Source organism: Amycolatopsis sp. NPDC005232 (genome assembly GCF_040607795.1).
Taxonomy (GTDB): domain Bacteria; phylum Actinomycetota; class Actinomycetes; order Mycobacteriales; family Pseudonocardiaceae; genus Amycolatopsis.
Window position 1 is genome coordinate 46346 of sequence record NZ_JBEXHL010000004.1, and the last position, 25480, is coordinate 71825.

At 71.0% G+C, this 25480-nt stretch carries 23 protein-coding genes and 1 other RNA gene; 14 read left to right on the forward strand and 10 right to left on the reverse strand.

Annotation, left to right across the window (positions count from 1 at the left end; all coding sequences use genetic code 11):
* Nucleotides 1-14: 14 nt before the first annotated feature.
* Both ABZU76_RS09640 and ABZU76_RS09645 read right to left on the reverse strand, forming a co-directional pair.
* Nucleotides 15-1148 carry a sensor domain-containing protein gene (locus ABZU76_RS09640; protein ID WP_354866875.1) on the reverse strand — a complete coding sequence of 378 codons (1134 nt, stop codon included), beginning with the start codon at nucleotides 1146-1148 and terminating at the stop codon, nucleotides 15-17.
* A complete protein-coding gene (locus ABZU76_RS09645) occupies nucleotides 1145-1831 on the reverse strand; it encodes a sensor domain-containing protein (protein WP_354866877.1) in 687 nt (228 codons plus the stop codon). Before ABZU76_RS09645 ends, ABZU76_RS09640 begins: the two co-directional genes overlap by 4 nt.
* 186 nt (nucleotides 1832-2017) lie before the next feature.
* Between ABZU76_RS09645 and ssrA the strand changes: the two genes are divergently transcribed.
* From ssrA to ggt, 4 genes are all read left to right on the forward strand, one after another.
* Nucleotides 2018-2390: a transfer-messenger RNA gene (gene ssrA / locus ABZU76_RS09650) on the forward strand.
* Between the two features lie 304 nt (nucleotides 2391-2694).
* Nucleotides 2695-3762 (forward strand): type IV toxin-antitoxin system AbiEi family antitoxin, encoded by a 1068-nt coding sequence (locus ABZU76_RS09655; RefSeq protein WP_354866879.1) that lies wholly within the window; start codon nucleotides 2695-2697, stop codon nucleotides 3760-3762.
* Nucleotides 3731-4537, forward strand: a complete 807-nt coding sequence (locus ABZU76_RS09660; RefSeq protein WP_354866881.1) for a hypothetical protein — start codon at nucleotides 3731-3733, stop codon at nucleotides 4535-4537. The genes ABZU76_RS09655 and ABZU76_RS09660 overlap by 32 nt, the downstream gene beginning before the upstream one ends.
* A 200-nt stretch (nucleotides 4538-4737) precedes the next feature.
* Entirely contained in the window at nucleotides 4738-6525 is a 1788-nt protein-coding gene (ggt, locus tag ABZU76_RS09665) for a gamma-glutamyltransferase (RefSeq protein WP_354866883.1), read from the forward strand.
* Between the two features lie 63 nt (nucleotides 6526-6588).
* On the opposite strand, the gene ABZU76_RS09670 is transcribed toward ggt, so the two are convergent.
* Nucleotides 6589-7374, reverse strand: coding sequence for an IclR family transcriptional regulator (locus tag ABZU76_RS09670; protein WP_354866885.1), 786 nt, complete (start codon nucleotides 7372-7374; stop codon nucleotides 6589-6591).
* 141 nt (nucleotides 7375-7515) lie between these two features.
* On the opposite strand from ABZU76_RS09670, the gene hutH reads away from it, so the two are divergent.
* The 5 genes from hutH to hutI are packed head-to-tail and all read left to right on the forward strand — an operon-like array spanning nucleotide 7516 to nucleotide 14339.
* Complete coding sequence (gene hutH / locus ABZU76_RS09675; protein WP_354866887.1) at nucleotides 7516-9042, forward strand: histidine ammonia-lyase; 1527 nt, start codon at nucleotides 7516-7518, stop codon at nucleotides 9040-9042.
* Nucleotides 9043-9044: 2 nt separating this feature from the next.
* Nucleotides 9045-10712 (forward strand): urocanate hydratase, encoded by a 1668-nt coding sequence (hutU, locus tag ABZU76_RS09680; protein WP_354866889.1) that lies wholly within the window; start codon nucleotides 9045-9047, stop codon nucleotides 10710-10712.
* Complete coding sequence (locus ABZU76_RS09685; protein WP_354866891.1) at nucleotides 10709-11905, forward strand: allantoate amidohydrolase; 1197 nt, start codon at nucleotides 10709-10711, stop codon at nucleotides 11903-11905. Before hutU ends, ABZU76_RS09685 begins: the two co-directional genes overlap by 4 nt.
* On the forward strand, nucleotides 11902-13206 hold the full coding sequence (locus tag ABZU76_RS09690) for a formimidoylglutamate deiminase (RefSeq protein ID WP_354866893.1): 1305 nt from the start codon (nucleotides 11902-11904) through the stop codon (nucleotides 13204-13206). The genes ABZU76_RS09685 and ABZU76_RS09690 overlap by 4 nt, the downstream gene beginning before the upstream one ends.
* Nucleotides 13194-14339 (forward strand): imidazolonepropionase, encoded by a 1146-nt coding sequence (gene hutI, locus ABZU76_RS09695; RefSeq protein ID WP_354866895.1) that lies wholly within the window; start codon nucleotides 13194-13196, stop codon nucleotides 14337-14339. The genes ABZU76_RS09690 and hutI overlap by 13 nt, the downstream gene beginning before the upstream one ends.
* A 5-nt stretch (nucleotides 14340-14344) precedes the next feature.
* On the opposite strand, the gene ABZU76_RS09700 is transcribed toward hutI, so the two are convergent.
* Nucleotides 14345-15214, reverse strand: coding sequence for an alpha/beta hydrolase (locus tag ABZU76_RS09700; protein WP_354866897.1), 870 nt, complete (start codon nucleotides 15212-15214; stop codon nucleotides 14345-14347).
* A 150-nt stretch (nucleotides 15215-15364) separates the two neighbouring features.
* Entirely contained in the window at nucleotides 15365-16813 is a 1449-nt protein-coding gene (locus ABZU76_RS09705) for a nitrilase-related carbon-nitrogen hydrolase (RefSeq protein ID WP_354866899.1), read from the reverse strand.
* Nucleotides 16814-17135: 322 nt separating this feature from the next.
* On the opposite strand from ABZU76_RS09705, the gene ABZU76_RS09710 reads away from it, so the two are divergent.
* Complete coding sequence (locus ABZU76_RS09710; protein WP_354866901.1) at nucleotides 17136-18266, forward strand: inorganic phosphate transporter; 1131 nt, start codon at nucleotides 17136-17138, stop codon at nucleotides 18264-18266.
* 10 nt (nucleotides 18267-18276) lie between these two features.
* Entirely contained in the window at nucleotides 18277-18498 is a 222-nt protein-coding gene (locus tag ABZU76_RS09715) for a hypothetical protein (RefSeq protein WP_220246592.1), read from the forward strand.
* Here the strand turns inward: ABZU76_RS09715 and ABZU76_RS09720 are convergent.
* Both ABZU76_RS09720 and ABZU76_RS09725 read right to left on the reverse strand, forming a co-directional pair.
* The gene (locus ABZU76_RS09720; protein WP_354866904.1) at nucleotides 18480-19208 is read right to left on the reverse strand and encodes a hypothetical protein; all 729 of its coding nucleotides are present in this window, start codon (nucleotides 19206-19208) and stop codon (nucleotides 18480-18482) included. The genes ABZU76_RS09715 and ABZU76_RS09720 overlap by 19 nt on opposite strands.
* Nucleotides 19205-19414 (reverse strand): hypothetical protein, encoded by a 210-nt coding sequence (locus ABZU76_RS09725; RefSeq protein ID WP_354866906.1) that lies wholly within the window; start codon nucleotides 19412-19414, stop codon nucleotides 19205-19207. The genes ABZU76_RS09720 and ABZU76_RS09725 overlap by 4 nt, the downstream gene beginning before the upstream one ends.
* A gap of 74 nt (nucleotides 19415-19488) precedes the next feature.
* Here ABZU76_RS09725 and ABZU76_RS09730 point away from each other — a divergent pair, with 74 nt between their 5' ends.
* Nucleotides 19489-21051 carry a histidine kinase gene (locus tag ABZU76_RS09730; protein WP_354866908.1) on the forward strand — a complete coding sequence of 521 codons (1563 nt, stop codon included), beginning with the start codon at nucleotides 19489-19491 and terminating at the stop codon, nucleotides 21049-21051.
* Nucleotides 21048-21710, forward strand: a complete 663-nt coding sequence (locus tag ABZU76_RS09735) for a response regulator transcription factor (RefSeq protein ID WP_354866910.1) — start codon at nucleotides 21048-21050, stop codon at nucleotides 21708-21710. The genes ABZU76_RS09730 and ABZU76_RS09735 overlap by 4 nt, the downstream gene beginning before the upstream one ends.
* Before the next feature lie 205 nt (nucleotides 21711-21915).
* Here the strand turns inward: ABZU76_RS09735 and ABZU76_RS09740 are convergent, their stop codons facing one another.
* Entirely contained in the window at nucleotides 21916-23052 is a 1137-nt protein-coding gene (locus tag ABZU76_RS09740; protein WP_354866912.1) for an FAD-dependent monooxygenase, read from the reverse strand.
* Nucleotides 23053-23097: 45 nt separating this feature from the next.
* Here ABZU76_RS09740 and ABZU76_RS09745 point away from each other — a divergent pair, with 45 nt between their 5' ends.
* Nucleotides 23098-23658, forward strand: coding sequence for a TetR/AcrR family transcriptional regulator (locus ABZU76_RS09745; protein WP_354867601.1), 561 nt, complete (start codon nucleotides 23098-23100; stop codon nucleotides 23656-23658).
* 39 nt (nucleotides 23659-23697) lie between these two features.
* Here the strand turns inward: ABZU76_RS09745 and ABZU76_RS09750 are convergent, their stop codons facing one another.
* The gene (locus ABZU76_RS09750; RefSeq protein WP_354866914.1) at nucleotides 23698-24489 is read right to left on the reverse strand and encodes an ABC transporter permease; all 792 of its coding nucleotides are present in this window, start codon (nucleotides 24487-24489) and stop codon (nucleotides 23698-23700) included.
* Nucleotides 24486-25400 (reverse strand): ATP-binding cassette domain-containing protein, encoded by a 915-nt coding sequence (locus ABZU76_RS09755; RefSeq protein ID WP_354866916.1) that lies wholly within the window; start codon nucleotides 25398-25400, stop codon nucleotides 24486-24488. Before ABZU76_RS09755 ends, ABZU76_RS09750 begins: the two co-directional genes overlap by 4 nt.
* Nucleotides 25401-25480: the final 80 nt, after the last annotated feature.

Genomic DNA, 25480 nt, shown 5'->3' on the forward strand with positions numbered 1-25480 from the left:
CACTCACGAGCGGGTCACCATTGACACGGCAGGTCCGCCCGGATCACGGTCGGTCCGCCGACGGGGCTGACCACGGTGATCACGCCGTCGATGGTCGCGGCGCGGTCGGCCAGGCCCGCGAGCCCGCCGCCGGGACGCACCTCGGCGCCGCCGTGCCCGTTGTCGGTGATCTCGACGATCACGTGCGTCTCGCTGCGCCACACCTTCACGACCGCCTCGGTGGCGCCGGAGTGCTTGGCGATGTTGGTGAGCGTCTCGCCGACGATGAAGTACGCGGTGGTCTCCACCGCGGCCGGCGGGCGGGGCTCGACGTCCACGCTCACGTCGACCGGGATCGGCGACTTCGCGGCCTGGGCCGAAAGCGCGGCGTCGAGGCCGCGGTCGCCGAGCACGGCGGGATAGATGCCCCGGGCGAGGTCGCGCAGCTCGGAGACGGCGAGTTTGGCGTCGGCGTGGGCCTCGTCGATGAGGTCGCGCACGGCAGCGGGGTCGTTGTCGAACTTCGACTTCGCGCGCCCGAGGCTCATGGCGACGGCGACGAGCCGCTGCTGTGCGCCGTCGTGCAGGTCGCGCTCGATGCGTCGCCGCTCGGCCTCGGCCGCGTCGACGCCACGGGCTCGGGAGGCCTGCAGGTGCTCGGCCTTTTCCTCGAGCTTCTTCGTGCGGTTCGGGCCCAGGAGGGACAGGGCGAGATTGCCGTGGAGCCAGCCCAGCCACGGCGTCACCCAGATCGCCATCGGCAGCAGCACGATCGACGCGATCGCCACCGGCAGCTCCACGCAGGCCAGGGGGAACGCGATCATCAGGTACGCGAGGTCACGCCACGTCGTCGGGTCGGTGAGGCGGGTGAGCCAGCGGCGCGTCATCGACTGGCCCTCGAGCGGCAGCCGCTCGACCTTGGTGAGTGGCGTCCGCAGCATCGTGTGCGCCCACCGGCGCTCCGCGTCGCCCGACCAGCGGACGAACGCCGTGGTCGCGAGCAGGATCGGGAACCCGACCCAGACCACGACCGTGCCGACGCCCACTGTCGCGCCCACCACGATGAGCACGAACTGGACCAGGCGGAACACGAAGCTCGTGATCATGTAGACGATCGTGCGCGCGGGGTTCGGCCGGGGATGCTCCGGCAGCTGCTGCTCCGTGGTCATCCGGTCACCGTGCTCGTCTCGTCGAGTTCCTGCCACGAGCGCTCCATGCGCCGGCGCTGGGACACGGTCGGCCGCAGCAGAGCCACGGCGAGCCCGCCGTGCAGTGCCGCCAGGCCCCTGGTCAGCGCCACGGACAGGGCGACGAACAGGACCCCCAGCGCCGCCCAGGGCAGCGCGCTCACCGTCGAGTCGACGGTGAGCCACCGCACATCGTATCCCGGGAAGTACCAGGCGCCCTCGGGCAGGAAGCGGTAGTAGATCGGCAGCGCGACCAGGCCCAGGCTCGTCGCCCAGAACGTCACGACCAGCACGAACTCGACGAGACCGACGGGGAAGAGCAGGAAGAAGTACGACAGGTCGCGCCACGTGGCGCCGTCCTTCAACCGCGTGGTCCAGCGAGCGCGCTGGCCGGTGGGCGGCAGCGGCAGATACGGGCTGTCCACGTACGTGTCGAGCAGCGAAAACACCCGCGCCCGCTCCATCCGGCCGGCCCCGCGGGCCAGCAGGACGAGCAGCCCCAGCAGCGGCACCCCCAGCCACACGACGAGCGTCCCGGCGCCGGCCGAGAGCAGCACCGTGATGAGGGTGAACGAGACGATGCCCAAGGGCAGGTTGAGCAGCAGAAACGCCAGCGCCCGACCCAACGGCGGGTGGCGCCTCCTCGCGGCGGACACGGTGACCATGGCGGGGCTCCTTCTCCAAGCGAACGACCTGCTCAGCATCGCTTCGGAAGGCTCTCGCCTGAATGGGGCGCGCGGGCATGTTCCGGGTAGGGCCAGCCCCACCCCGCCCCCGTGCCTCCTCGCGCCTCCGGGAATCAACCAGGTTGCCGCACGCGTTATGATGGTCAGGTTATGCAGCACCTACAAGGGGGTGAACGGTTTCGACTCTGGACGTTGAGTCAGGGGAAGCGTGTCGGTGCAGGCGAGAGACCACCGCAAGCGTCATCGCAAACCAATAAGCGCCAAGGCCAATAGCCAGCGCGACTTCGCTCTTGCTGCCTAAGTAGCAGAGTGAGTCTGTCGGCCCGGGATCGCCTCCGACCCGGTAGCCGGCATCAGCTAGGAGGCTCACCGCCAGTCCCGGTCACGGGGCCTGGTTGGGAAGCAAACAGTGGCTGGGCTCGTCACTTCAGCTTGTTCACGTGACTGAAGGGGCCAAGTAGAGACAGAGTGGACTGCACACGGAGAAGCCCTGTCAAGACGCTAGAGGACCCGGGTTCAATTCCCGGCACCTCCACAAGAATGGCCGGCTCATGCTCGCGGGGAGCTTGAGCCGGTTTTCTTGTGTCGGAGTGTTTTTCTGGGGGTGCGACCCCCAGACCCCGCCCGGGGGCGGGCCCCCGGACCCCCATCGTGGTGAGTGGCGTGCGTTGCCGGGTGCGGCTGCCAGGCCCCATTGTGGTGAGGGGCGTGCGTTGCCGGGTGCGGGTGGTAGGGGTGGGGGCTTCGTCTTTGTTGGCCCGCGGGCTGGTTGTTGTGTGCGGGTGGGCGCCTGTCCGGCGTGGCAGGTTGCGGGGAGGCGTGGTCGCGTTCAAAATATGAGCATGTTCAATTCGAATGAACATGAAGGTTTGCTGAACGCGATGGGCTGGCCTGCCGAGGTGTGCTCCCGACTCGAGGAACTGGGTCTCCGGGTCGAAGTGCTGAACACCGAGGTGCGGGAGACCGATGCGCTGCGAGGGCATCGGATGGATGCCGTCGTGAAGCTCAGTACGGCATCCGGTGCCACCCGGACGTACGTCGTCGAGGCCAAGCAGCGGGTGACCGCGGAGCTTGCCACGGCAGTCCATTTTCCGCCGGTCCTTCCGCCTCTGCTGTTCACCACGCACCTCGGCGAACCGGTCGCCGAGGTGCTGCGTTCCCGGGGGATCGACTATGCGGACACCGCGGGCAATGCCCACCTCGTTTGGGACGACGTCCTGATCGACGTCCGAGGCCGCCGCAAGCCCGCCAAGTCTGCCGGACGAACCTCGTTGCGAGGTGCGCGGGCGTTTGGCCGGGCCGGACTTCAGGTCCTTTTTGCCCTGCTCAGCTGGCCGGAGGCGATCGCCTTTCCGTACCGTCGGTTGGCTGAGACAAGCGGTGTTTCGCTCGGCACGGTCAAGACAGTGATCGATGAGCTCTCCGGTGCTGGCTACCTGTATGAGGCTCGGAACGAGCGGCGGCTCGCTCACGGAGCCGAGCTTCTCGATCGTTGGTCGGAGGCCTACTCGACCACCCTGGCCTCCTCGCTCGTCCTGGCCGAGTTCGTCACGGCTGACCTTTCGTGGTGGAGCAAGGCGAAAGTGGAGATGCTCTCCCTGGGAGTCCAGGTCGGCGGGGAAGCGGGAGCGAGCCTCATCGACCGGCATCTGCGGCCGGCCTCACTCACGCTCTACGCCGACCGGCTGCCGGTCAAGCTCATCGGCCGGCACCGTCTGGCTCGGGCGGAAAACGACGCAAACGTACATATCCGGACGCGATTCTGGCAGTCGCCCGAGCCGGAGTCCTGGATTGTGCCGGCCCCGTTGATTTACGCAGACCTGCTGGCGTCCGGCGATCCCCGCCAGCGTGAGCACGGAGACCGGATCAGGAGTGGTGATGATCGACTTAAGCGCATCGACCGAACCTGATCTTCTTCTCGCCGCGAGAGTGCTGGCCCGGGTGGATGTCGTCGCCCGCGGGGAAGAAGTCGACTATCTCGTGGTCGGGGCGACCGCACGCACGATCCTGTCGATCGGGCTGGTTGGTGGCCCACCCGAACGGGCCACCCGGGACATCGACATCGCCGCTGCGATGGGTACCTGGGACGACTTCGAACGGTTCGTGAGCCAACTCGAACGGCGTGACCGGAGCTTCCATTCGTTCCTCGTGGAGGGCGTCGAGGTTGATGTGGTGCCTTACGGTGGCATCGAGGGGGCAGACCGGACCATCCTCTGGCCCGACGACCACCGGATGAATGTCCGCGGCCTGAGCGAAGCTGTGGCAACAGCCGAGCAGGTGCGCCTGCCCGGTGGGCTCGTCATCAAGGTTCCCGCAGTACCGGCCTTGGCTTTGCTCAAGCTCCTGACCTGGTGGGATCGACGCCTCACGACTACGCACGATGCCATCGACCTCGGAATGATGATCGGCTGGTACTCGTGCGGGCCATACCTGGATCGCATATACGACGAGGAACTCGAAGTTCTCGAGCGGAACGGCTTCGACCCCCAGCTCGCGGGAGCCTGGCTTCTGGGTTCACACATGCCTGGCCTGCTTGACCACGAGGGCGTCGCCGTGCTGCTCGACATCGTCGGCGATGACGATGTATTGGCGCGATTGGCCACCGAGGTTCGCCGTGCCCGCAGTTCGGATCTCGTTCTCGCTCTGGCTGAGGGCATCAAGGAGGTGGCTGCTCAAGGGGAGTGAGCCCGGCGTGCGGCGTGGGGCAGACGGGACGAGAGTGGGCGTACGGAGCAACCACCCTAAATCCGCCTCAAGTCAGCTTCCTGTCGAAGCCCAACGGGTGGTAAACCTCCGACCACGAAGCTCACCGGCGAGCGCGTGGTGTGGTCCGTACCTCGTCGGGAGTCCCGGAAGGCCCTGAGTGGTCTGAGAAAGGGAGTGCCATGCGCCGTCGTCGAATACTCATCGTTCTGCTGGCCGCGGGGGTCGCCGTGGGGACCGCGGTGCCCGCGGCCCAGGCGCAGCAAGGGGGCAAGCAGACGGTCGCCGAGGGGTACGGCGGGGCGGTCGTCTCGGACACCCTCGAGTCCACCCAGGCGGGCATCGACGTGTTGCGCAAGGGGGGCACGGCGGCCGACGCCGCGGTCGCCGTGGCGTCGACGCTCGGGGTGACCGATCCGTACGTCGCCGGGCCCGGTGGTGGCGGCTACTTCGTCTACTACGACGCCAAGACCAAGCGCGTGTCCACCATCGACGGGCGTGAGACCACGCCGGCCGCCGACGGGTCCGACATGTTCGTCGACCCGGCCACCGGCAAGGCCTACGACTTCGAGACCGCCGTCGAGAGCGGCCGGTCCGTGGGCGTGCCCGGCATGCTGGCCACGTGGCAGCGCGCGCTGCAACGCTGGGGCAAGTTCAGTCTCGCCGACAACCTCAAGCCCGCCGTGCAGGTCGCCGAACACGGCTTCGTGGTGAACCCCGAGTTCGCCTCCGAGACGGCCTCGCTCAAGGACAAGCTGTCGCACTTCGCGCCCAGCGCCGCGCTGTTCCTGCCGGGCGGCGACGCGCCGAAGGTCGGCTCCGTTTTCCGCAACCCGGACCTCGCCGACACCTACCGCCAGATCGGCCGCCAGGGCATCGGCGCGTTCTACGGCGGTTCCGTCGGCCGCGACCTCGTCAAGACCGTCCAGAACCCGCCGCTCGCCAAGGGCGCGCCGATCAAGCCGATGTCCGGCCCGATGCAGCTGTCGGACCTGCGCGATTACCGTGCCCTCGACGGCTCGCCGACGCGCGTGAACTACCGCGGCTACGACGTCTACGGCATGGCCCCGTCCTCCAGCGGCGGCATCACCGTCGGGGAGTCGCTCAACATCCTCGGCAACTACGACCTGTCCAAGATGGACCGCACGCAGGCGCTGCACCACTACCTGGAGGCCAGCCGCCTCGCGTTCGCAGACCGCAACCGCTACATCGGCGACTCCCGGTACGTGAAGGTCCCGCAGCAGCAGCTCCTGTCGAAGCAGTTCGCGGCCACGCGCGCCTGCCAGATCGACCCGGACAAGGCCGGTCAGAGCCCCGTCGCGCCCGGTGACCCGTACTCCCACAAGGGTGGCTGCACGACCGCGCCCGCCGCTTCGTCCGACAGCAACGAGCAGCACACCAACCACTTCGTCGTCAGCGACAAGTGGGGCAACGTCGTCTCTTACACCAACACGATCGAGCAGCTCGCCGGCAGCGGCATGACCGTCTCGGGCCGCGGCTTCCTGCTCAACAACGAGCTCACGGACTTCAACTTCACGCCCACCCAGGGCACCGCGGCCGACCCCAACCTGCCGGCCGCCGGCAAGCGCCCGCGGTCCAGCATGTCCCCGACGATCGTGCTCAAGGACGGCAAGCCCGTGCTCGCCGTCGGCTCCCCGGGCGGCGCCACGATCATCACGACGGTGCTGCAGGTCCTGGTCAACCGCCTCGACCTTGGCATGAGCCTGCCGGACGCGATCGCCGCGCCGCGTGCGTCGCAGCGCAACGCGAAGACGTCCGACGCGGAGCCGGCGTTCCTCGCGTTGCCCACCACGAAGGGGCTCGAAGCGCTGGGGCAGAGCTTCAGCCAGGTCAGCTCCATCGGTGTCGCGGCCGGGCTGGAATTCAAGCCGGGCGGCAAGATCCTCGCGGCCGGTGAACCCGTCCGCCGGGGCGGCACCTCGGCGATGGTGGTCTCTTCGCACCGCTGATTCGCCTGTCGAAAGGCCCGCTTCGCCACTCCTGGAATCCAAGGAGCGGCGAAGCGGGCCTTTTCACTGCGGCGTCGTGCCCCCGATCCGGCTCGTCAGCTCCGCGGCCGTCTCGGCAACCGCCGCCGCGAACTCCGGAAAAGTCTCGCCGCACGGCCCGTCGTCGGGACAAAGATGGCGCAGCGTCACCGAAATCGACGCCATCGGCCGCGCCCCGTGGTCGAACACGGGCGCCGCGACGGACGCGAACCCGTCCGTCACGTGACCGTCCTCGACCGCCCACCCGAGCCGTCGTTCCGCGGCCAACGTCCGGCGCAGGGCGGCCAGCGAATCCGGCCCACGCCGGGTCCGGAGCACGAACGACGCCGCCATCGGGAACAGCGCGCGGACGTGGGCGGCCGGCAGGTGGTTCAGAATCGCCCGCCCCGACGCCGTGAGCTGCCCGGGCAGCCGCACGCCGACGTCGGTGACCAGGGTTTCCGGCCGCGCCGGTCGCTCCTTGATCAGGTACAGCGACTCGTTCCCGTGCAGCACGCCCAGGTGCGCGCTGTGGCCGACGCGGTCCACGAGCTTGCGCAGCAGGGGCGCGGCCAGCCGTTCGAGCGGGTCGTGGCGCAGGTACGCCGACCCGAGCTCGAACGCGGCGATCCCGAGGCCGTAGCGGCGTTCGGCAGGCAGGTGGGCGACGAAACCGGCGGCGACGAGCTCGTTGAGCAGGTGGTACGTCGTCGAACGGGGCAGATGCAGGTCCCGGGCGACGGTCGCCGCGGACACCGGACCGGCGTGGCCTGCGAGCAACCGCAGCACGGCAAGGCCGTTGCGCAGGGCGGGAACGTCCGAACTGCTCACCTCGCTCCTTCCGCCACTGGTGCACGAGCGGGACACTCGTGCCAGGCACCGAAGCTCCAACCTCGCTGTGTCTTGGATACCAGACACTACCGCCAACTCCGCTCTCCCGCCCGGGCGCTGATCGTTGTTTCAATGGCAACCATGCCGGAACCAGTGCTCTTGGGCTCGAAGCCGATGACCGCGTCCGACGTCGTCGACGTCGTCCGTGGACACGCGCACGTCGGGCTCACCGAGGCGACCGAGAAGAACCTCGCCGCCACCCGCCAGCACATCGAGGACCTCGCTCACGCGACCTCGCCCACGTATGGCGTCTCGACGGGCTTCGGCGCGCTCGCGACGCGCCACATCCCCCTGGAGAGCCGCACCGCGCTGCAACGCAGCCTCATCCGCTCGCACGCCGCGGGCGCGGGGCCGGCGGTGGAGACAGAAGTCGTGCGCTCGCTGATGGTGCTGCGCCTGCGCACGCTCGCAAGCGGCTACACCGGCGTGCGGCCGGAGACGGCGCAAGCGCTTGCGGGCCTGCTCAACGCGGGGATCACCCCCGTCGTCCACGAGTACGGCTCGCTCGGCTGCTCGGGTGACCTCGCGCCGCTGGCGGCGATCGCGCTCGCGCTGATGGGCGAAGGCGAAGTGGACCACGAAGGCGAGCGCAAACCCGCCGCCGACGCTCTGCGCGCGGCCGGCATCGCGCCCGTCGTGCTGGCCGAGAAGGAAGGCCTGGCGCTCACCAACGGCACCGACGGCATGCTCGGCATGCTGCTGCTCGCGGCCGCCGACCTGCACAACCTGCTCGACGTCGCGGACCTCACCGCGGCGATGAGCGTCGAGGCGCTGCTGGGCACCGACCGGGCCTTCGCCGCCGACCTGCAGGCGCTGCGGCCGCACCCCGGTCAGGCGGTCAGCGCGGCGCGGATGTTCGCGGCGCTGCAGGGCTCGAAGATCGTCGAAAGCCACCGCGGGCCTGATTGCAACCGCGTGCAGGACGCGTACTCGCTGCGCTGCGCACCGCAGGTCCACGGCGCCGCGCGCGACACGCTCGCGCACGCCGAGCTCGTGGCCGACCGTGAGCTGCGGTCCGCTGTGGACAATCCCGTGGTACTGCCCGACGGCCGTGTCGAGTCCAACGGCAACTTCCACGGCGCGCCCGTGGCGTACGTACTCGATTTCCTCGCGATCCCCGTCGCCGACGTCGCCGGCATCGCCGAACGGCGCACCGACCGGATGCTCGACAAGGCGCGCTCGGCCGGCCTGCCGCCGTTCCTCGCGCACGACCCGGGCGTCGACTCCGGGCACATGATCGCGCAATACACCCAGGCCGCGGTGGTCAGCGAGCTGAAGCGGCTCGCGGTGCCGGCGTCGGTCGACTCCATCCCGAGCAGCGCGATGCAGGAGGACCACGTCTCCATGGGCTGGTCCGCGGCGCGCAAGCTGCGCAAGGCCGTCGAAGGCCTGAACACGGTGCTGGCGATCGAGCTGCTCACCGCCGCCCGCGCGCTCGACTTCCGCGCGCCGCTGGAACCGTCGCCGGTCACCGGCGCGGTGCGCGACCTGCTCCGCACGAAGGTCGCGGGCCCGGGCCCCGACCGGCACCTGGCGCCCGAGATCGCGGCCGCCGAAGAACTCGTCCGCTCCGGCGCCGTCCTGGCCGCCGCCCGTCTGGAGGCCTGAGAATGTCTCGCACCGTCCGTGCCGCCCGCGGCACCCAGCTCACCGCGAAGTCGTGGCAGACCGAAGCCGCGCTGCGGATGTTCCACAACAACCTCGATCCCGAGGTCGCCGAGCGGCCAGAGGACCTGGTCGTCTACGGCGGCACCGGCAAGGCCGCGCGCAACTGGCCGAGCTTCGACGCGATCACGCGTGAACTGACCATTTTGGACAATGATGAGACGCTGCTCGTGCAGTCGGGCAAGCCGGTCGGCGTGTTCCGCACGCATGAGTGGGCGCCGCGCGTACTGATCGCGAACTCGAACCTGGTGGGCGACTGGGCGACCTGGCCCGAGTTCCGCCGCCTGGAGCAGCAGGGCCTCACGATGTACGGCCAGATGACGGCCGGTTCGTGGATCTACATCGGCACGCAGGGCATCCTGCAGGGCACCTACGAGACGTTCGCCGCCGTCGCGAAGAAGCTCGCTTTGAAGGGACACAGTGGTGGCACCTTGCGCGGCACGCTCACCGTGACCGCGGGCCTCGGCGGCATGGGCGGCGCGCAGCCGCTCGCGGTGACCATGAACGACGGCGTGGCGCTCGTCGTCGAATGCGACCCGCAGCGCGCGCACCGCCGCGTCGAGACGCGCTACCTCGACGAGGTGGCTGACGACCTCGACGACGCCATCAAGCGCGTCACCACGGCGAAGAAGGAGCGGCGCCCGCTGTCGGTGGCGGTGGTCGGCAACGCCGCCGAGGTGCTGCCCGAGCTGCTGCGCCGCGGGGTCGAGGTCGACATCGTCACCGACCAGACCTCCGCGCACGACCCGCTGTCGTACCTGCCCAAGGGCGTCAGCGTGGACGACTGGCACGACTACGCGGCCAAGAAGCCCGACGAGTTCACCGACCGCTCGCGCGAGTCGATGGCCGACCACGTGAACGCGATGCTCGGCTTCCTCGACGCCGGCGCCGAGGTCTTCGACTACGGCAACTCCCTGCGCGGCGAGGCCAAGCTCGGCGGCTGCGAGCGCGCGTTCGACTTCCCCGGCTTCGTGCCCGCCTACATCCGTCCGCTGTTCTGCGAGGGCAACGGCCCGTTCCGCTGGGCGGCGCTCTCGGGCGACCCCGAGGACATCGCGGCCACCGACCGGGCGATGCTGGAGCTGTTCCCGGAGAACGAGTCCCTGGCCCGCTGGATCAAGCTGGCCGGCGAGCGCGTGGCGTTCCAGGGCCTGCCGGCGCGGATCTGCTGGCTCGGCTACGGCGAGCGTCACCTCGCGGGCTTGCGGTTCAACGAGATGGTGGCCAGCGGCGAACTCAAGGCGCCCGTGGTGATCGGGCGCGACCACCTCGACTCCGGCAGCGTCGCGTCGCCGTACCGAGAGACCGAGGCCATGGCCGACGGCTCCGACGCGATCGCCGACTGGCCGCTGCTCAACGCGCTGGTCAACACCGCCTCGGGCGCGAGCTGGGTGTCGATCCACCACGGTGGTGGCGTCGGCATGGGCCGCTCGATCCACGCGGGCCAAGTCAGCGTCGCTGACGGCACGGCGCTGGCCGCGCAGAAGCTCGAGCGCGTGCTCACGAACGACCCGGGCATGGGCGTGATCCGCCACGTCGACGCCGGTTACGACCACGCCGCCGAGGTCGCCGATGACCGCGGCGTGCGGATTCCCATGCGGGACAACGCGTGAGCACGACGGGGCTGCTCGGCGAGATCGCCGACGTCGGGCGCGACGTGAAGCGCGGCGGCTACTCGCGGCACGCGTTCGACGCGCCGGAGCACGACCTGCGCACGTGGTTCGTCGAACGCGCGCAGCGGCTGGGCCTGGACGTCGAGACCGACCGCAACGGCAACCTCTGGGCCTGGTGGGGCGCGCCGGGGCCGGACGCCGTGGTGACCGGCAGCCACCTCGACTCGGTTCCGGGCGGCGGTGCGTTCGACGGTCCGCTCGGCGTGACGAGCGCGCTGGCGGCCGTGGAAGTTTTGCAGGCCAAGGGGTTCCGGCCGGCCAAGCCGTTCGCCGTGGTCGTGTTCGCCGAGGAGGAAGGCGGCCGGTTCGGTGTGCCTTGCCTCGGCTCGCGGCTGATGACCGGCACGATCGACGCCGGCAAAGCGCGAGCGCTGCGGGACCCGGACGGCGTCACGTTGTGGGAGGCGGCCGCGAAGTCCGGTCTCGACGTGGACCGGATCGGCGCGGAGCCCGAGCGGCTGGGGCTCATCGGCCGGTTCCTGGAGCTGCACGTGGAGCAGGGCCGCGGCCTCATCGACCTCGGTTCGGCGGTAGCGGTCGGCAGCACGGTGATCGCCCACGGGCGGTGGCGGTTCTCGTTCTCCGGTCAGGGAAACCACGCCGGCGCGACGCTGATCGCCGACCGCGTGGACCCGATGCTGCCCGCGGCCGAGACCGTGGTGGCCGTGCGGCGGCTGGCGAAGACGCGGGCGGACGCGCGGGCGACCGTCGGCCGGCTCGTGCCGACGCCGGGTGGTACCAACGTCATCGCGTCCACTGTGGACCTCTGGCTCGACGCGCGCGTGCCCGGCACGGTGACGCCGGAGCTCGTCGAGGACATTTCGCAGGCGGCGCGGGCCGCGGCGGAAGCGGAGGGCTGCTCGCTGAGCGTCACGCGCGAGTCGTACTCCGACGACGTCGTGTTCGACGAGAAGCTGCGGCGTGACCTGGGGGAGTGGCTCGGCGAGGTGCCCGAGCTGCCGACCGGAGCGGGCCACGACGCGGCGATCCTGGCCGGGTTCGTGCCCGCCGGGATGCTCTACGTGCGCAACCCCACCGGCATCAGCCACTCGCCGGAGGAGTTCGCCGAGGCCGACGACGTGGAGGCCGGCGCGCGGGCGCTGGCCGAGGTGCTGGAGCGGCTGGCGGCATGACCACGTACTGGTGCGAACGGGCCTGGCTGCCCGACGGGATCGCCGAAGCCGTGCTGCTCGTGGTGCGCGACGGGCGGATCATGTCGGTCACGTCGGGCGCACCGAAGTCCGGGACCGTCCTGGCCGGGCTCACGCTGCCGGGGTTCGCCAACGGGCACTCGCACGCGTTCCACCGCGCGCTGCGGGGCCGGACGCACCACGAGCGTGGCACCTTCTGGACCTGGCGCGAGCGGATGTACTCGCTGGCCGCGCGCCTCGACCCGGACGTGTACTACCGGCTCGCGCGCGGCGTCTACGCGGAAATGGTGCTCGGCGGGTACACGAGCGTCGGCGAGTTCCACTACCTGCACCACGCGCCGGGCGGGAAGCCGTACGCGTCGCCGAACGCGATGGGCGACGCGCTGCGCCAGGCCGCGCGGGACGCGGGGATCCGGCTGACGCTGCTGGACACGTGTTACCTCGCGGGCGGGATCGGCGTGCCGCCGGACGAGGTGCAGCAGCGGTTCTCCGACGGCTCGGCCGAGAAGTGGGCTTCGCGCGTGGCGTCGCTGGCCGAGGACGAGTTGTTCCGCGTCGGCGGGGCCATCCACTCCGTGCGCGCGGTGCCGGCGGACGATTTGTCGACCGTGAACCAGGGGGTGCCCGGCCAGCGGCCGTTGCACATCCACCTGTCCGAACAGCGTGCGGAGAACGAGCAGTGCGAGGCGGCGTACGGCTGGACGCCGACCGGGTTGCTGCAGGAGCACGGCGTGCTGGGTGAGCGTCTGGTCGCGGTGCACGCGACGCACCTGACGGACCAGGACGTGAAGTGGCTGGGTGACGCGCGGTCCGCCGCGTGCTTCTGCCCGACGACCGAGCGCGACCTCGGCGACGGCATCGGCCCGGCGCGGCAGCTGCTCGACGCGGGCGTGCGGCTGGGTGTCGGCAGCGACAGCAACGCGGTGGTCGACGCGTTCGAGGAGACCCGCGCGCTGGAGCTGGACGACCGCCTGGCCAGCGAGGAACGCGGCCGGTTCAACGCAGACGAGCTGCTGGCGGCGGGCACCGACCACGCGTCCGTCGGGTGGCCTGAGGTGGGTCGGCTGGGCGTCGATGCCGGGGCGGACCTGGTCACGGTCGCGCTGGATTCCGTGCGGACGGCGGGGATCGAGCCGTCCGGGGTGGTGTTCGCCGCGGGGTCCGCGGACGTGCGCCACGTCGTGGTGGCGGGTCGTGAGGTGGTGCGCGAGGGTGCGCACGTGCTGATGGAGCGACCGGAAACCGTACTGGCCGAGGAGATCGAGGCGCTGTGGCAATTCTGATCACGGGGATCGGCGAGCTCACCACCAACGACCCCGAGCTGGGCCAGTTGCACGACGCGGCGCTCGTGCTTGACGGCGGTGCCGTCGCGTGGGCCGGACCTGCCGCGCAGGCGCCGGCGGCCGACGAGCGTGTGGACGTCGAGGGGCGCGCGGTGCTGCCCGGCTGGGTCGACAGCCACACGCACCTCGTGTTCGCGGGTGACCGCACGGCCGAGTTCGAGGCGCGGATGGCCGGAAAGCCTTACACGGCGGGAGGAATCGCTGTCACGGTCGGGGCGACGCGGGAAGCGTCGGACGAGCAGCTGGCGGCGAACCTGCGCCGGCACGTCGAAGAAGCGGCCGGCCAGGGCACCACCTGTCTGGAGACGAAAACCGGGTACGGGCTGACCGTGGCCGACGAGGCCCGCTCGGCGCGGATCGCGGCGACGGTGGCCGACGAGGTCACCTACCTGGGCGCGCACCTCGTGCCGCCGGGCGCCGACGCGGAGTCCTATGTGGACCTCGTGTGCGGCGAGATGCTCGACGCGGTGGCGCCGCACGTGCGGTGGGCCGACGTGTTCTGCGAGACGGGGGCGTTCGACGAGGCCCAGTCGGCCCGGGTGCTCAAGGCGGCGGCCGAACATGGCCTGGGGTTACGGGTGCACGGCAACCAGCTCGGCGAGGGCCCCGGGGTGCGGCTCGCGGTGGAGCTGGGCGCGGCGAGCGTGGACCACTGCACGTACCTGAGTGACGAGGACGTCGAGGCGCTGGCGGCGTCGGACACGGTGGCGACGCTGCTGCCGGCGTGCGATTTGTCGACAAGGCAATCCCTGGCGCCGGCGCGGCGGCTGCTCGACGCGGGCGCGACCGTCGCCCTGGCCAGCAACGCGAACCCGGGCAGCTCGTACACCACGTCGATGGCGTTCTGCGTGACCACGGCCGTGCTGCAGATGCGGATGACGGTGGCCGAAGCCGTGTGGTCGGCGACAGCCGGGGGCGCGCGGGCGCTGCGGCGTGACGACGTCGGCTACCTGCGCCCGGGCGCGCGGGCCGACGTGCACGTGCTCGACGCGCCTTCGGCGACGCACCTGGCCTACCGGCCGGGGGTGCCGCTCACACACGCGGTGTGGCGGCGGGGTGAGCGGATGGGTTGAAGGTCTCAGCTGTGCGCTGACAGGTGCGCGAGCACGAGCGGGTTGACGCGGTCGGCCGCTTCCTCCGGCAGCCAGTGGCCGGCGTCGTCGAAGACCTCGAAGCGGTAGGCGGCGTCCACGAACTCCGCGGTGTTCGTGGCGGCCGTGCGGCCGAGCTTGGTGTCCTGGGCGCCCCACACGTAGAGCGTCGGCACCGTGATGCGGCCGGCGGGGACGGTGAACTCGTCGTCGGTGGCGCCGCGGTACCAGTTGAGCGTCGCGGTGAGGGCGCCCGGCTCGGTGAGCCGCGCGACGTTGCGCTCGACCTGGTGCTCCGCGACGCGGCCCGCGTAGGCCGCCCGCAGGCGGGCGGCGCCGTCCGCCAGCATCGACGCCTCGGCGACACCGCCGGGCGCGCGGAAGAAGCGGACGTAGTCGAGGTCGTGGTTCTGCTGCTCCTCGTCCTTCGCCGCCTGCTTCAGCGCGCCGGGGTGCGGCGTGGACAGCACGGTGAGCGACTTGAGCCGCTCGGGGTACCGCGTGGCGAACACCCAGGCGACCATGCCACCCCAGTCGTGGGCGACGAGGTGGAAGCGCCTCGGGGCCGCGGTGCCGGTGGTGAGCGTGTCCGCAAAGGACAGTGCGTCGGCGACGAGGGCGTCGATGGAGTAGTGCTCGACGCCGGTCGGGCGGGCCTCACGGGCGTAGCCGCGCTGGTCGACCGCCACGGCGTGGTAGCCGGCGTCGCCGAGGGTGTGGAGTTCGGCGGTCCATGAGTCGGCGAACTCGGGCCAGCCGTGGAGCAGCAGGACGGGTTCGCCGTCCTCCGGTCCCGCGGCGAGTGCCGTGTGCTGGTGGTCGCCGGCCCGCAGGGTCACCTCGCGCAGTTGGCTCACCGGCGCGCTCGCACGGTCGCGGAGCGGGAGTGCGTACTGCGGGTGACGCGGGTGCCCTGGTAGTTCACTCTCCCACCGTAGGCCGTGATGATCATGGAACGCCAGTGCGAGCGGGGGCACGGTCGCTGCCCTCGAAGGCGAGCGGCGCCCTCAAGGGCGAGCGGCGCGGCCGCGGGTGAAGGCGAGCCCGGCCACGGCGGCCAGGCAGCAGAGCCAGGCGAACCAGTCGCCGAACCGGCTGTAGAGCGTGTCGCCCGTGCCGAGAGGGACGTCGGCGACGGCGACGGCCATCGGGGTCGGACCGGTGCGCGTCTGGGCGAGGACGTGGCCGCGGGGGTCGCTCAGGATCGAGTTGCCTCGGGCGGCGCTCCAGGCCACGGACACGCCGTTCTCGACGCCGCGGAGCAGGGCGGTGCGGCTGTGCTGCCAGCCGTCGACGTCCTCGTCGGACGCGGGGATCAGCACCAGTCCGGTGCCGGTGCGGGCGTAGTCGCGGGTGGGGGACGGGCCGTTGACGTCCATGCAGACCTCGAGGCCGAGGGGCTGCCCGGCGAGGTGGGCGAGGTCGTGGCCGGACGTGACGGGCGAGAAACCGTTGCGCCACTTGTGGTATTCGACGGTCGCGCCGGCCGGGGGCACGTCGAGGGCGGTGTTGTACGCCTCGTGACCCGGGTCCTTCACGATCGCGCCGGTCACGACGTGGAGGTTCTTGGCCCGGGCGACGTCGGCCAACGGCCCGGTGAGGCCGGCCAGCCGGGCGCGGTCGGTGCCGAACGCGGCTTCCGGGAGCACGGCGATGCGGACGTCCGCGGGCAACGCGGTAAGGGCATCTACATAGGACTGAAGAACGCGCCGGCCGGCAGGAGAGTCCGGATCCGCCGCCCACGCCGGCTCACTGCGAGCCACCACGGCGACGCGCACCTGACTCACGGAAGCCGCAGCGGGCGTCGCCCCGAAAGCCAACACACCGCCGACCGCCGCGGCCGTCACCACGGTGATGCCGACCCGCGCCGAAGCCCGGACGCCGGGCGCGAGCACCGCGGCGAGTGCCGCCGGCGCCAGCAGTACGAGGTACTCCACACCCCACCCACCGAGCACCGACGCGAGGCGTAGCACGTCGGGCTGGTCGCCCTGGCTGGTCATGAACGTGCCCATCACGCCGAACGGGTTGGCCACCGAGACGCCGTACAGCACCGCGGTCCAGACCGCGGGCGCCGCGACGGTCGCGAGCACCGGCCGGCCCACCCGCACGAGCCGGCGGAAGAGCGCCACCGTCGCCGCGAACAGCACCGGCGACCCCAGCAGGATCGCGAGCGCGCCCGGCACCGGCACCGACTGCGAGTTCAGGAAGTAGTGCCAGCTGCCGGCGCTCCCGCCCAGGTAGGCGAGGAACGCCGCCGTGCTCGCCACCCACGCGCCCGCGCGCGGTGCCAGGAGAAGCACGGGCAGCGGCGCCAGCCACGCCAGTACGGCGACCGGTTCGAACCCCAGCCCGAAGTGGATCAGCACGCCGGACGCGACGGTGGCGGCGAGCGCCCAGCCGAGGTGGCGGTGCACACCAGTGGCAGTGGACGTGGAAACGCTTGCTGTGGCGGTCATCCGGGCGACCCCTCTCGCCGTGGGACCACCATCGTCGCAGCCGGCCGCGGCCGAAGCACTGGGCTGCACCGGAGTATTCGTGGTAGGGCTGGCACCACCCGAAAGCGCATGATTCCGACATAACGAATTAACAGTGCAAACACGGATTCACCCAACCTGGCTAGTCGATCCGTTGATCACCAGGTGAATGCGGGAAATGGACCTGCCCGCGCGCGCACTCGTTTACACAGAGTTCAACAAGAGGCCACTCGTACGAGATTAGGCGTCGCTCGGTTGATGGGTAACTTCTCAACAGCACGACCACCGAGCTGGAGAAACGCCCATGGACTTTTCCCTCATTGTCCTGGTGGTGATCGTCGCGGCACTCGCCTTCGACTTCACCAACGGGTTCCACGACACGGCCAACGCCATGGCCACTTCCATTGCCACGGGAGCCCTCAAGCCCAGAATCGCCGTCGCCATTTCGGCCGTGCTGAACCTGGTCGGGGCGTTCCTGTCGATCGAGGTCGCGAAAACGATTTCCGGCGGCATCGTCGACGACACGAAGGTCACCCCGGTGGTGATTTTCGCGGGGCTCGTCGGCGCCATCATCTGGAATCTCGTCACGTGGCTCGTCGGCCTGCCCTCGAGCTCTTCGCACGCACTGTTCGGCGGTCTGATCGGCGCGACGTGGATCGCGTCGGGCGCGGACGCCGTGCACTTCGGCAAGGTCGTCGAGAAGGTGCTGATCCCCGCGGTCGCGTCGCCGATCGTGGCCGGGGTCGTGGCGCTCATCGGCACGTTCCTGACCTACCGCATCACCGAGAAGGCCAAGGAACGCGTGGTGGGCAAGGGTTTCAAGACCGGCCAGGTCCTCTCGGCCAGCCTCGTCTCGCTCGCGCACGGCACCAACGACGCGCAGAAGACGATGGGTGTCATCACGCTGGCGCTCATCGCCGGCGGCACGCTCGCGCCGGGTTCGAACCCGCCGCTGTGGGTCATCGGGGCGTGCGGCCTCGCGATCGCGGCCGGTACGTACCTCGGCGGCTGGCGCATCATCCAGACCATGGGCAAGAAGCTCACCGAGATCCAGACGCCGCAAGGCTTCGCCGCGGAGACCAGCTCCGCGGCCGTGATCCTGGCGTCGTCGCACCTCGGCTTCGCGCTGTCGACGACCCACGTCACTTCGGGCGGCATCATCGGCTCGGGCCTCGGCCGCAAGCTCGCGGAGGTCCGCTGGGGCGTCGCGGGCAAGATGGTCATCGCCTGGGTGCTCACGCTGCCGGCGGCCGCCATCGTCGGTGCCGTCGCGGCGGCGGTCTCGACCCGTGGCAGCTGGGGCACGATCCTCATCGGCGCTCTCGGAGTACTCGTAGCGCTGGGCATCTGGCTCGCGTCGCGCCGCAACCCGGTGAGCGCCAACACCGTCAACGACGAGCCGGAAGCCGCCAAGGCCGCTCCGGTCGCGGCCTGAGGGAGCGGAAATGAACATCGACTGGGGTGCCCTCGGCACCGTCTTCATCGTCGCGCTGGCCGCGGCGGTGGTGCTCACGGTGCTGTTCGCCTACGGCATCCGCGGGCTTTCGGCGCGCGAAACCGCGCGTGAACAAGGCGGCTCCGGCGTCGCGCAGTTCACCGGCTCCATCGTGTGCTTCGTGGTCTGCGCCGCGGTGGTCGCGTACGGGATTTATCTGATCGCGGCCTGAGCACGGCCGCGTAGTTCGTCCGGAAGCTCGTCGAGAAGCGGGAACACCGCTTCCCGGCGAGCTTTTCCGATGTTGGCCAACACGTCGAGCGCCGGCTCCCACAGCGATTCGTCGGCGCCGGCCGTGCGGATCAGCCGCGGGAGCCGGCCCTCGGGCAGCAGGCCCATCACGTGGTCGATGCGCGTTTTGTCGTCCAGCACGTACGCGGTGCGCAGCAGTGCGGCGTCTTCGAGCACGGCGAGGCTGCGACGCACGGTCGGGTCCGGCAAGTGCCCGACGAACCGGCCGAGCGTGATCCAGTCCTCCCGCCGCGTGAGCTCCGCGGCCACCGCGACCACGGTGTCGAGCGGGATGCGCGTGATGATCGACGTCGCGCGCCGCGGGTCCAGCTCCGCCGCCACCGAAGCGAGGAACTTCGGCGGCAGCCGCTTCGCGACGTCCACACCGCGAGACACGTCCACCAACCCGGCGATCCGCGCGCACAGCAGTGGTCCGAACACCTTCTCGGCGATCTTCGCGACCACGGGCGCGGGCAGCAGCCGGCTGGCCAGCGCCATCCGTTCGAGCACCACGAGGTTCGCGTCGAACAGCGTGGTCGTCACCTGTTCGCGGAACAGCTGCAGGTCGGCGACGTCCACGTCGGCGAGGTAGGCCAGCCGTTCGGGCTCGACGTCGAGCACTCGCGCGAGCTTGAGGATCTCCGGATTCACAGACCGACCGCCTTGCGGACGGCGCCGCGCAGGAGCGCCGGTACGTACTTCAGCCCGTCCTCACCAGCCTGGGCGAGGGCCGTGGCCTGCCGGTGCCGCGCGTCGCGCAACGCGGCGGCGAGGTCCTGCCGCGCGTCCTCGGGCAGGGCTTCGATGCCTTCGGGCAGGGGGCCGCCGAGCTGCTCGGCGAGTGTGCGCTCAGCCATGGTGAGCCATCATGCCTCAGCGGTTGACTTTCGACAGTGGTGACCGCCGCCGCGGGCCTTGTAGCGTCAGCGGCATGAAGGAGGTGACCAGGCGCAGGTGGCGGGTGGTGCTCGACGTCCTGCTCTGGGTCTTCCTGTCCGGCGTCGTCGCGATCGACGCCTCGAACAACCCCAACCCGTGGGAGCTGATCTTCGGGCTGGCCGCCACCACGGTGTCGGTCGCGGCGTGGCGCCGGCTGCCGACGGTGTCGCTGATCCTCACGATGGCCACGGCCGTGGTGGTGGCGTTCGGCTGGGGCGGGCGCGTGGCCGTGTGGGAGGTCTTCCTCATGGTCACCGTGGGGTACCTCGCCGGCCTGCGGATGACGCAGGTGCGCGTGGCCGTGCTGACGTGTTCGGCGATCGCGCTGGCCGGACTGCCCGTGGCGCTGGTGCTGCCTTCGGCGGGGTTCGGCGCGTGGGGCGCGATGCTGGGGGTGCTCGCGTTCGCGGGGGTCGCGCCGTGGCTGCTGGGGCGCCACGTGCGGCTTCGGCGCGAGCTGGCGCGCGCGGGGTGGCGGCGGGCGGAGGAGATGGAGAGCCGTCAGCAGCTCGTCGCCGACCAGGCCCGGTTGCGTGAACGGGCGCGGATCGCCAGCGACATGCACGATTCCCTGGGTCACGAGCTGAGCCTCATCGCCGTGCGCGCCGCGGCTCTCGAAGTGGCGGGTGGTCTCGACGACACGCAGCGCGCCGCGGCCGGTGACCTGCGCGCCAACGCCGCCACGGCGACAGGGCGGCTCCGCGAGATCATCGGCGTGCTGCGCGAGGACGCGGCGCCGATCGAGCCGGTGCAGGGTGACTTGGGGGAGCTGCTGGAGCGGGCCCGCGCGTCGGGGCTGCTGATCGAGTCGCAAGTGGACAGTCTCGAGGCGACGCCGCCGATGGTCGCGCGGGCGGCGTATCGCGTGGTGCAGGAGGCGGTGACGAACGTCGCCAAGCACGCGCCCGGCGCGGCCGTGACCGTGCGGGTGCTCAGCTCGCCGGCGAGCACCGAGATCCGGGTGGTGAACGCGCGGCCGCCCGCGGGTCCGTTGCCGGGGGCGTCGGGCAAGCGTGGGCTGATCGGGCTGCGCGAACGCGTCCGGCTGGTCGGGGGTGCGCTGCGGGCGGGGCCCGATGAGGCCGGCGGCTTCGAGGTCGCGGCCACGCTGCCGCACGACGCCGCTCCAGGGCCCGCTTCCGAGGCCGACGCCGACGTCGAGCAGTCCGAGTCGGCGCGCGAGTGGGAGCTGGCGCGGCGCGACGTGCGGCGCAGCCTGGTGCAGGCGATCGTGATCCCGCTGGCGTTGTTCGGCGTGGTGATCGGCGGCAGCGGGGTGGCGTTCCTCGTGCAGTGGTACGGCTCGCAGGTGTCGATGGGGGTCTACCAGCAGATCCGGCTCGGGGCGACGCGCGCGTCGATCGCGCCGCTGCTGCCTGCGCAGCAACGGCTGTCGAAACCGCAGTACGGGGAGCCGCCGAAGCCCGCGGGCAGCACGTGCGAGTACTACGGCACTTCGCGCAGCTGGTGGAACGTGCGCTACGCCGCGATCCGGCTCTGCTTCGAGGGCGACCGGCTCGTGACGAAGGATCTCTACAGTGAGGACGAACCGTGATCCGGGTGTTGCTGGCCGACGACGAGGCCATGATCCGCGCGGGCGTCGCGGCGATCCTGGCGGCCGACGCGGACATCGAGGTCGTCGCAGAGGCTTCCGACGGCCGCGAAGCCGTGGCCCAAGCCCTCGCCACCCGCCCCGACGTGGTGCTGCTCGACATCCGCATGCCGGTCCTCGACGGCCTCGCCGCGGGCGCCGAGATCCGCCGCGTGCTGCCGGACGTCGGGGTGATCATCCTGACGACGTTCGGCGAAGACGCCTACATCGAACGCGCCCTTGGCTTCGGCGCCAGCGGGTTTTTGTTGAAGGCCGGCGACCCGCGCGAACTGCTCTCCGGCATCCACGCCGTCGCCGACGGCGCCGCGTTCCTCTCCCCGAAAGTCGCGTCCCGCGTCATCGCCCGCCTCTCCGGCGGCGCCCTCACCCGCGGCGCCGCGGCCCGCGACCGCATCGCCGCACTGACAGCTCGCGAACGCGAAGTCCTGACCCTCCTGGCGACCGGCCTGTCCAACGCCGACATCGCCTCGCGGATGTTCGTCGTCGAAGGCACGGTCAAAGCCCACGTCAGCACCATCCTCACCCGCCTGGGCGCGCGCAACCGCGTCCAGGCGGCGATCACGGCTTACGAAGCTGGGCTGGTCGGGGGAGAAGCGGAGTAGCCGAGTCGCTGATCGCCGAAGCTCTCATCGCCCCAATGTGGCGTTGGTTGCGTCCAGCGCACCCAATGTGGCGTTGGTTGCGTTCAACGCACCGAACGCCACATTGGGGGCGCTTCACCACCCCCGCAACCGCCGGCCGGCAGCGCAGCAAGAGGTTCGCCGCGCCACCGTGCCGTGAGCAGTGGAGCCCAGGAGAACACGCATTTCACGAGTGGTCGGCCGCAGTGCTGGCCCGGGGCAGGGGCGGCGGCTTCCAGTCGTTGATCCAGCTCTCCGCCCGAGCCATCGCCGACGGCGGGGCCAGTCGCAGCACCGCGGTGCGCACGGCGGCCCCGACCGGGTTGCGCAGCAACGGCCCCATCGAGCCCGCCCGGATCGACGTCCGCCAGACGCGCTGGCTCCGCGGCCGGCGCAACGCGTCGTATTCGCGCAGGCCCGCGGCGACGTCGGAGGTCGAAGCCAAAGTAGCCGCCAGCACTACCGCGTCCTCGATGCCCTGGCAGCCGCCCTGGCCCAGGTAGGGCGGCATGGCGTGGGCCGCGTCGCCGAGGAGCGCGAGGCGACCGGAGACGTAGGTCGGCAGCGGCGTGGCCAGGTGGTACAGGTCGTGGTGGAGGATCTCCGGCGTCGCGGTGATGAGGGAGCGCACGGGGGCGTGCCAGTCGCCGTAGGTGTCCAGCAGGTAGGCGCGCACGTCGTCGTGGCGGAGGCCTTCCGGGCGGGCCTCGGCGATCCACCAGTACACGCGCCCGTCGAGCAGGGGCAGGATCCCCACTTCGGTGCCGCGACCCCAGGCGGTGCTCAAGCGAGACGGCACCTCGGCGATGCCGCGGAACGCCGTGCCGCGGCTGTAGGCGAGGCGGGCGTGCGGGTGCAGGGACTGCCGCACGGGGCTGCGGATGCCGTCGGCGGCCACGACCAGGTCGGCGCGGATCGAGCCGCTCGCGTGGCGGACGACGCCGTCGGGCGTGGCGGAGAGCACTTCGACCCCGGTGTGCAGGCTCGACTCCGGCAGCACTGAGCACAGCGCCTCGATCAGATCCGCCCTGTGGATCGCGGCGAGTGGCAGGCCGTAGCGCCGGACGTACGCGCTCATGTCCCAGCCCGCGAGCCGCCGGCCGCGAGGGTCGAGCACGGCGCCGTCGCGCTGCGGGCTCAGCGGCGCCTCGACACCCAGCTCTGTGAGCGCCCGCTGCGCGTTGGGCCAGATCGAAATCCCGGCGCCGATGCCGGTGAGCTCCGGCGCGCGCTCGTACACCGTGACTCGCCAGCCCGTGCGGTGCAGGCCGATCGCCGCGCACAGTCCCCCGATGCCGCCGCCGATCACGACCGCGTGTCGCATGACCGCCTCCTCTACGTCTGTAGAGGACTCTACACCTGTAGAGTGATGATCGTGGACAGGATTTCGGCGATCGGCGACGCGGCCATCGAGGTGATCGCCGCCGAAGGCATGCGCGGGCTCACCCACCGCGCCGTCGATCGGGCGGCGGGGCTGCCGGCCGGCTCGACGTCGTACTACGCGCGCACCCGCCTCGCGCTGCTGGAGCTCGCCATGGCAAGGATGGTGGAGCTCGACCAGGCCGTGATCGATCCCGACGCGCGCGACCTCGCCGACGTGCTGGCCGCGACGGTCCACGCCGCCATCACCGCCGGCCGCACCCGCATGCTCGCCCGCTACGAGTTCGCGCTCGAAGCCACGCGCCGCCCGGAGTTGCGCGCCGCCTATGCCGAAGGTGGCCGTGAAATCCGGGACCGCTGCGTCGAACTGCTCGCGGCCGCCGGTTCGCCGCGGGCTGAGCAGCACACCCGCGTGCTGCTCAACTGGCTCGACGGCGCGATCTTCGACGCGCTCGCCGGCGCCGGGTCGACAAATCCTCCCGGCAAGCAGGAACTCGCCGACGGCGCCCGCGCGGTCCTCACCGGACTCGGCCTGCCCCTCACGCGGTGAAGGGGCCCCTCGCACGAGGGGCCCCTCCAGCAAAGAAAATCAGGCGTCACGCCGCTTCAGCACCGAAGTGCCGAAGAACAGCCCCGCTGCCGCCCACACCAGGCAGATCAGCACTCCCACCCAGGGCGAGTACGGCGAAACCCCACCCAGCAGCGGGTTCGTCTCGCCCGCCGGCACCATCCCGTTGAGTCCCGCGAACGCCGGGAAGTAGTTCATGATTTCCGGTGCCACATAAGCGGAAAGCAGCATCGGCAACGGCAGCAGCAGCACCATCGTCACCACGATCGTCCCCGCGGCGCTGCGCAGCGCGAACCCGATGCCCGCGCACAGCACCCCCAGCAGCGCGAAGAACGCCCCCATGCCCGCGGTCGCCGCGAACCCGTCGCCGAACGTCGTCGTCACGGCCGAACCCGGCATCAGCACCGCCGAGGTCGCCATGCCGAGCAGCGCCACCACCACGCCGTACGCGAAGAGCACCGGCACTAGCACGGCCGCCTTCGCGAGCGCCAAGGTCGAGCGCACCGGCACCCATTGCAGCGTCGAGCGAATGCTGCCGCTGGCGTACTCGCTTGTGACGAACAGCGTGGCCACCGCGATCACGCAGAACTCGGTGAGGTAGATCGAGCCGTTCACCACGATGTCGTGCGGGCCCTGCGGTGGTTCGGTGTCGCCCACCCGTTGCGACAGCCCGGAAACGGCGCTGTAGAGCAGCATCAGCAGCGCCCCGCCGGCGAGGCTCCACCACGTGCTGCGCACCGACCAGAACTTCGTCCACTCCGACGCGACGGCCCCCGAAAGCCCGCCGCCCGCGCGTACCTGCGTGGTCGTCATGCCGTCACCCCGTATTCCACCGACGAAGCGGTCAGTTCCATGTACGCCTGCTCCAGCGAAGCCGTCCGCTCACCGAGGCCGTGCAGCCGCACGCCCAGCTCGTGCGCAAGATCGCCGACTTCGCCGACACCGGCGCCGGTCACCACCAGCTCGTCTGCCTCGCCCGGCTCAACCGCCGCGCCGCGCGTCAGCAGGTGCCGGGCGAGCGTGTCGCGTTCGACGGGCGTCGGCACGCGCACCGAAACCGAGCTGAGCGAGTTGCCGGCAATGAACTCGTCGACGGGCGCGTCGGCGAGCAGTTTTCCCTTGCCGATCACCACGAGGTGGTCGGCGGTCAGCTGCATTTCGCTCATCAGGTGGCTCGACACGAACACCGTGCGGCCCTCCTCGGCGAGCGAGCGCATGAGCTGACGCACCCAGCGCACACCGTCGGGGTCGAGGCCGTTCACCGGCTCGTCGAACATCAGCACGCCAGGGTCGCCGAGCAGCGCGCCCGCGATCCCCAGCCGCTGCCCCATGCCGAGCGAGAACTGGCCCGCCCGCTTGCCGGCGACGTCGGTGAGCCCGACCGTCGCGAGCACCTCCTCGACGCGCGACGCGGGAATGCCGTTGCTGCGCGCCATCGCGAGCAGGTGCCGCCCGGCGCTGCGGCCCGGGTGCAGCGCTTTCGCTTCGAGCAGTGCGCCGACCTCCCGCAGCGGGTGCTTGAGCTCGGCGTACGGCTTGCCGTTCACCAGCACGCTGCCCGCCGTGGGCCGGTCGAGGCCCACCGTCATGCGCATCGTCGTCGACTTGCCCGAACCGTTCGGCCCGAGGAACCCTGTGACGCTGCCGGGTGCGACGACGCACGTGAGCCCGTCGACGACTGTCTTCTCCCCGTAGCGCTTCGTCAGTCCGCGAAGCGTGATCATGTGCCCTCCCATGGGTTCGATCCCTTGGGTAGGAAGTCTGCGATTCGCGGGGCGCCGCGGACATCGGACTTCCGGCTCTC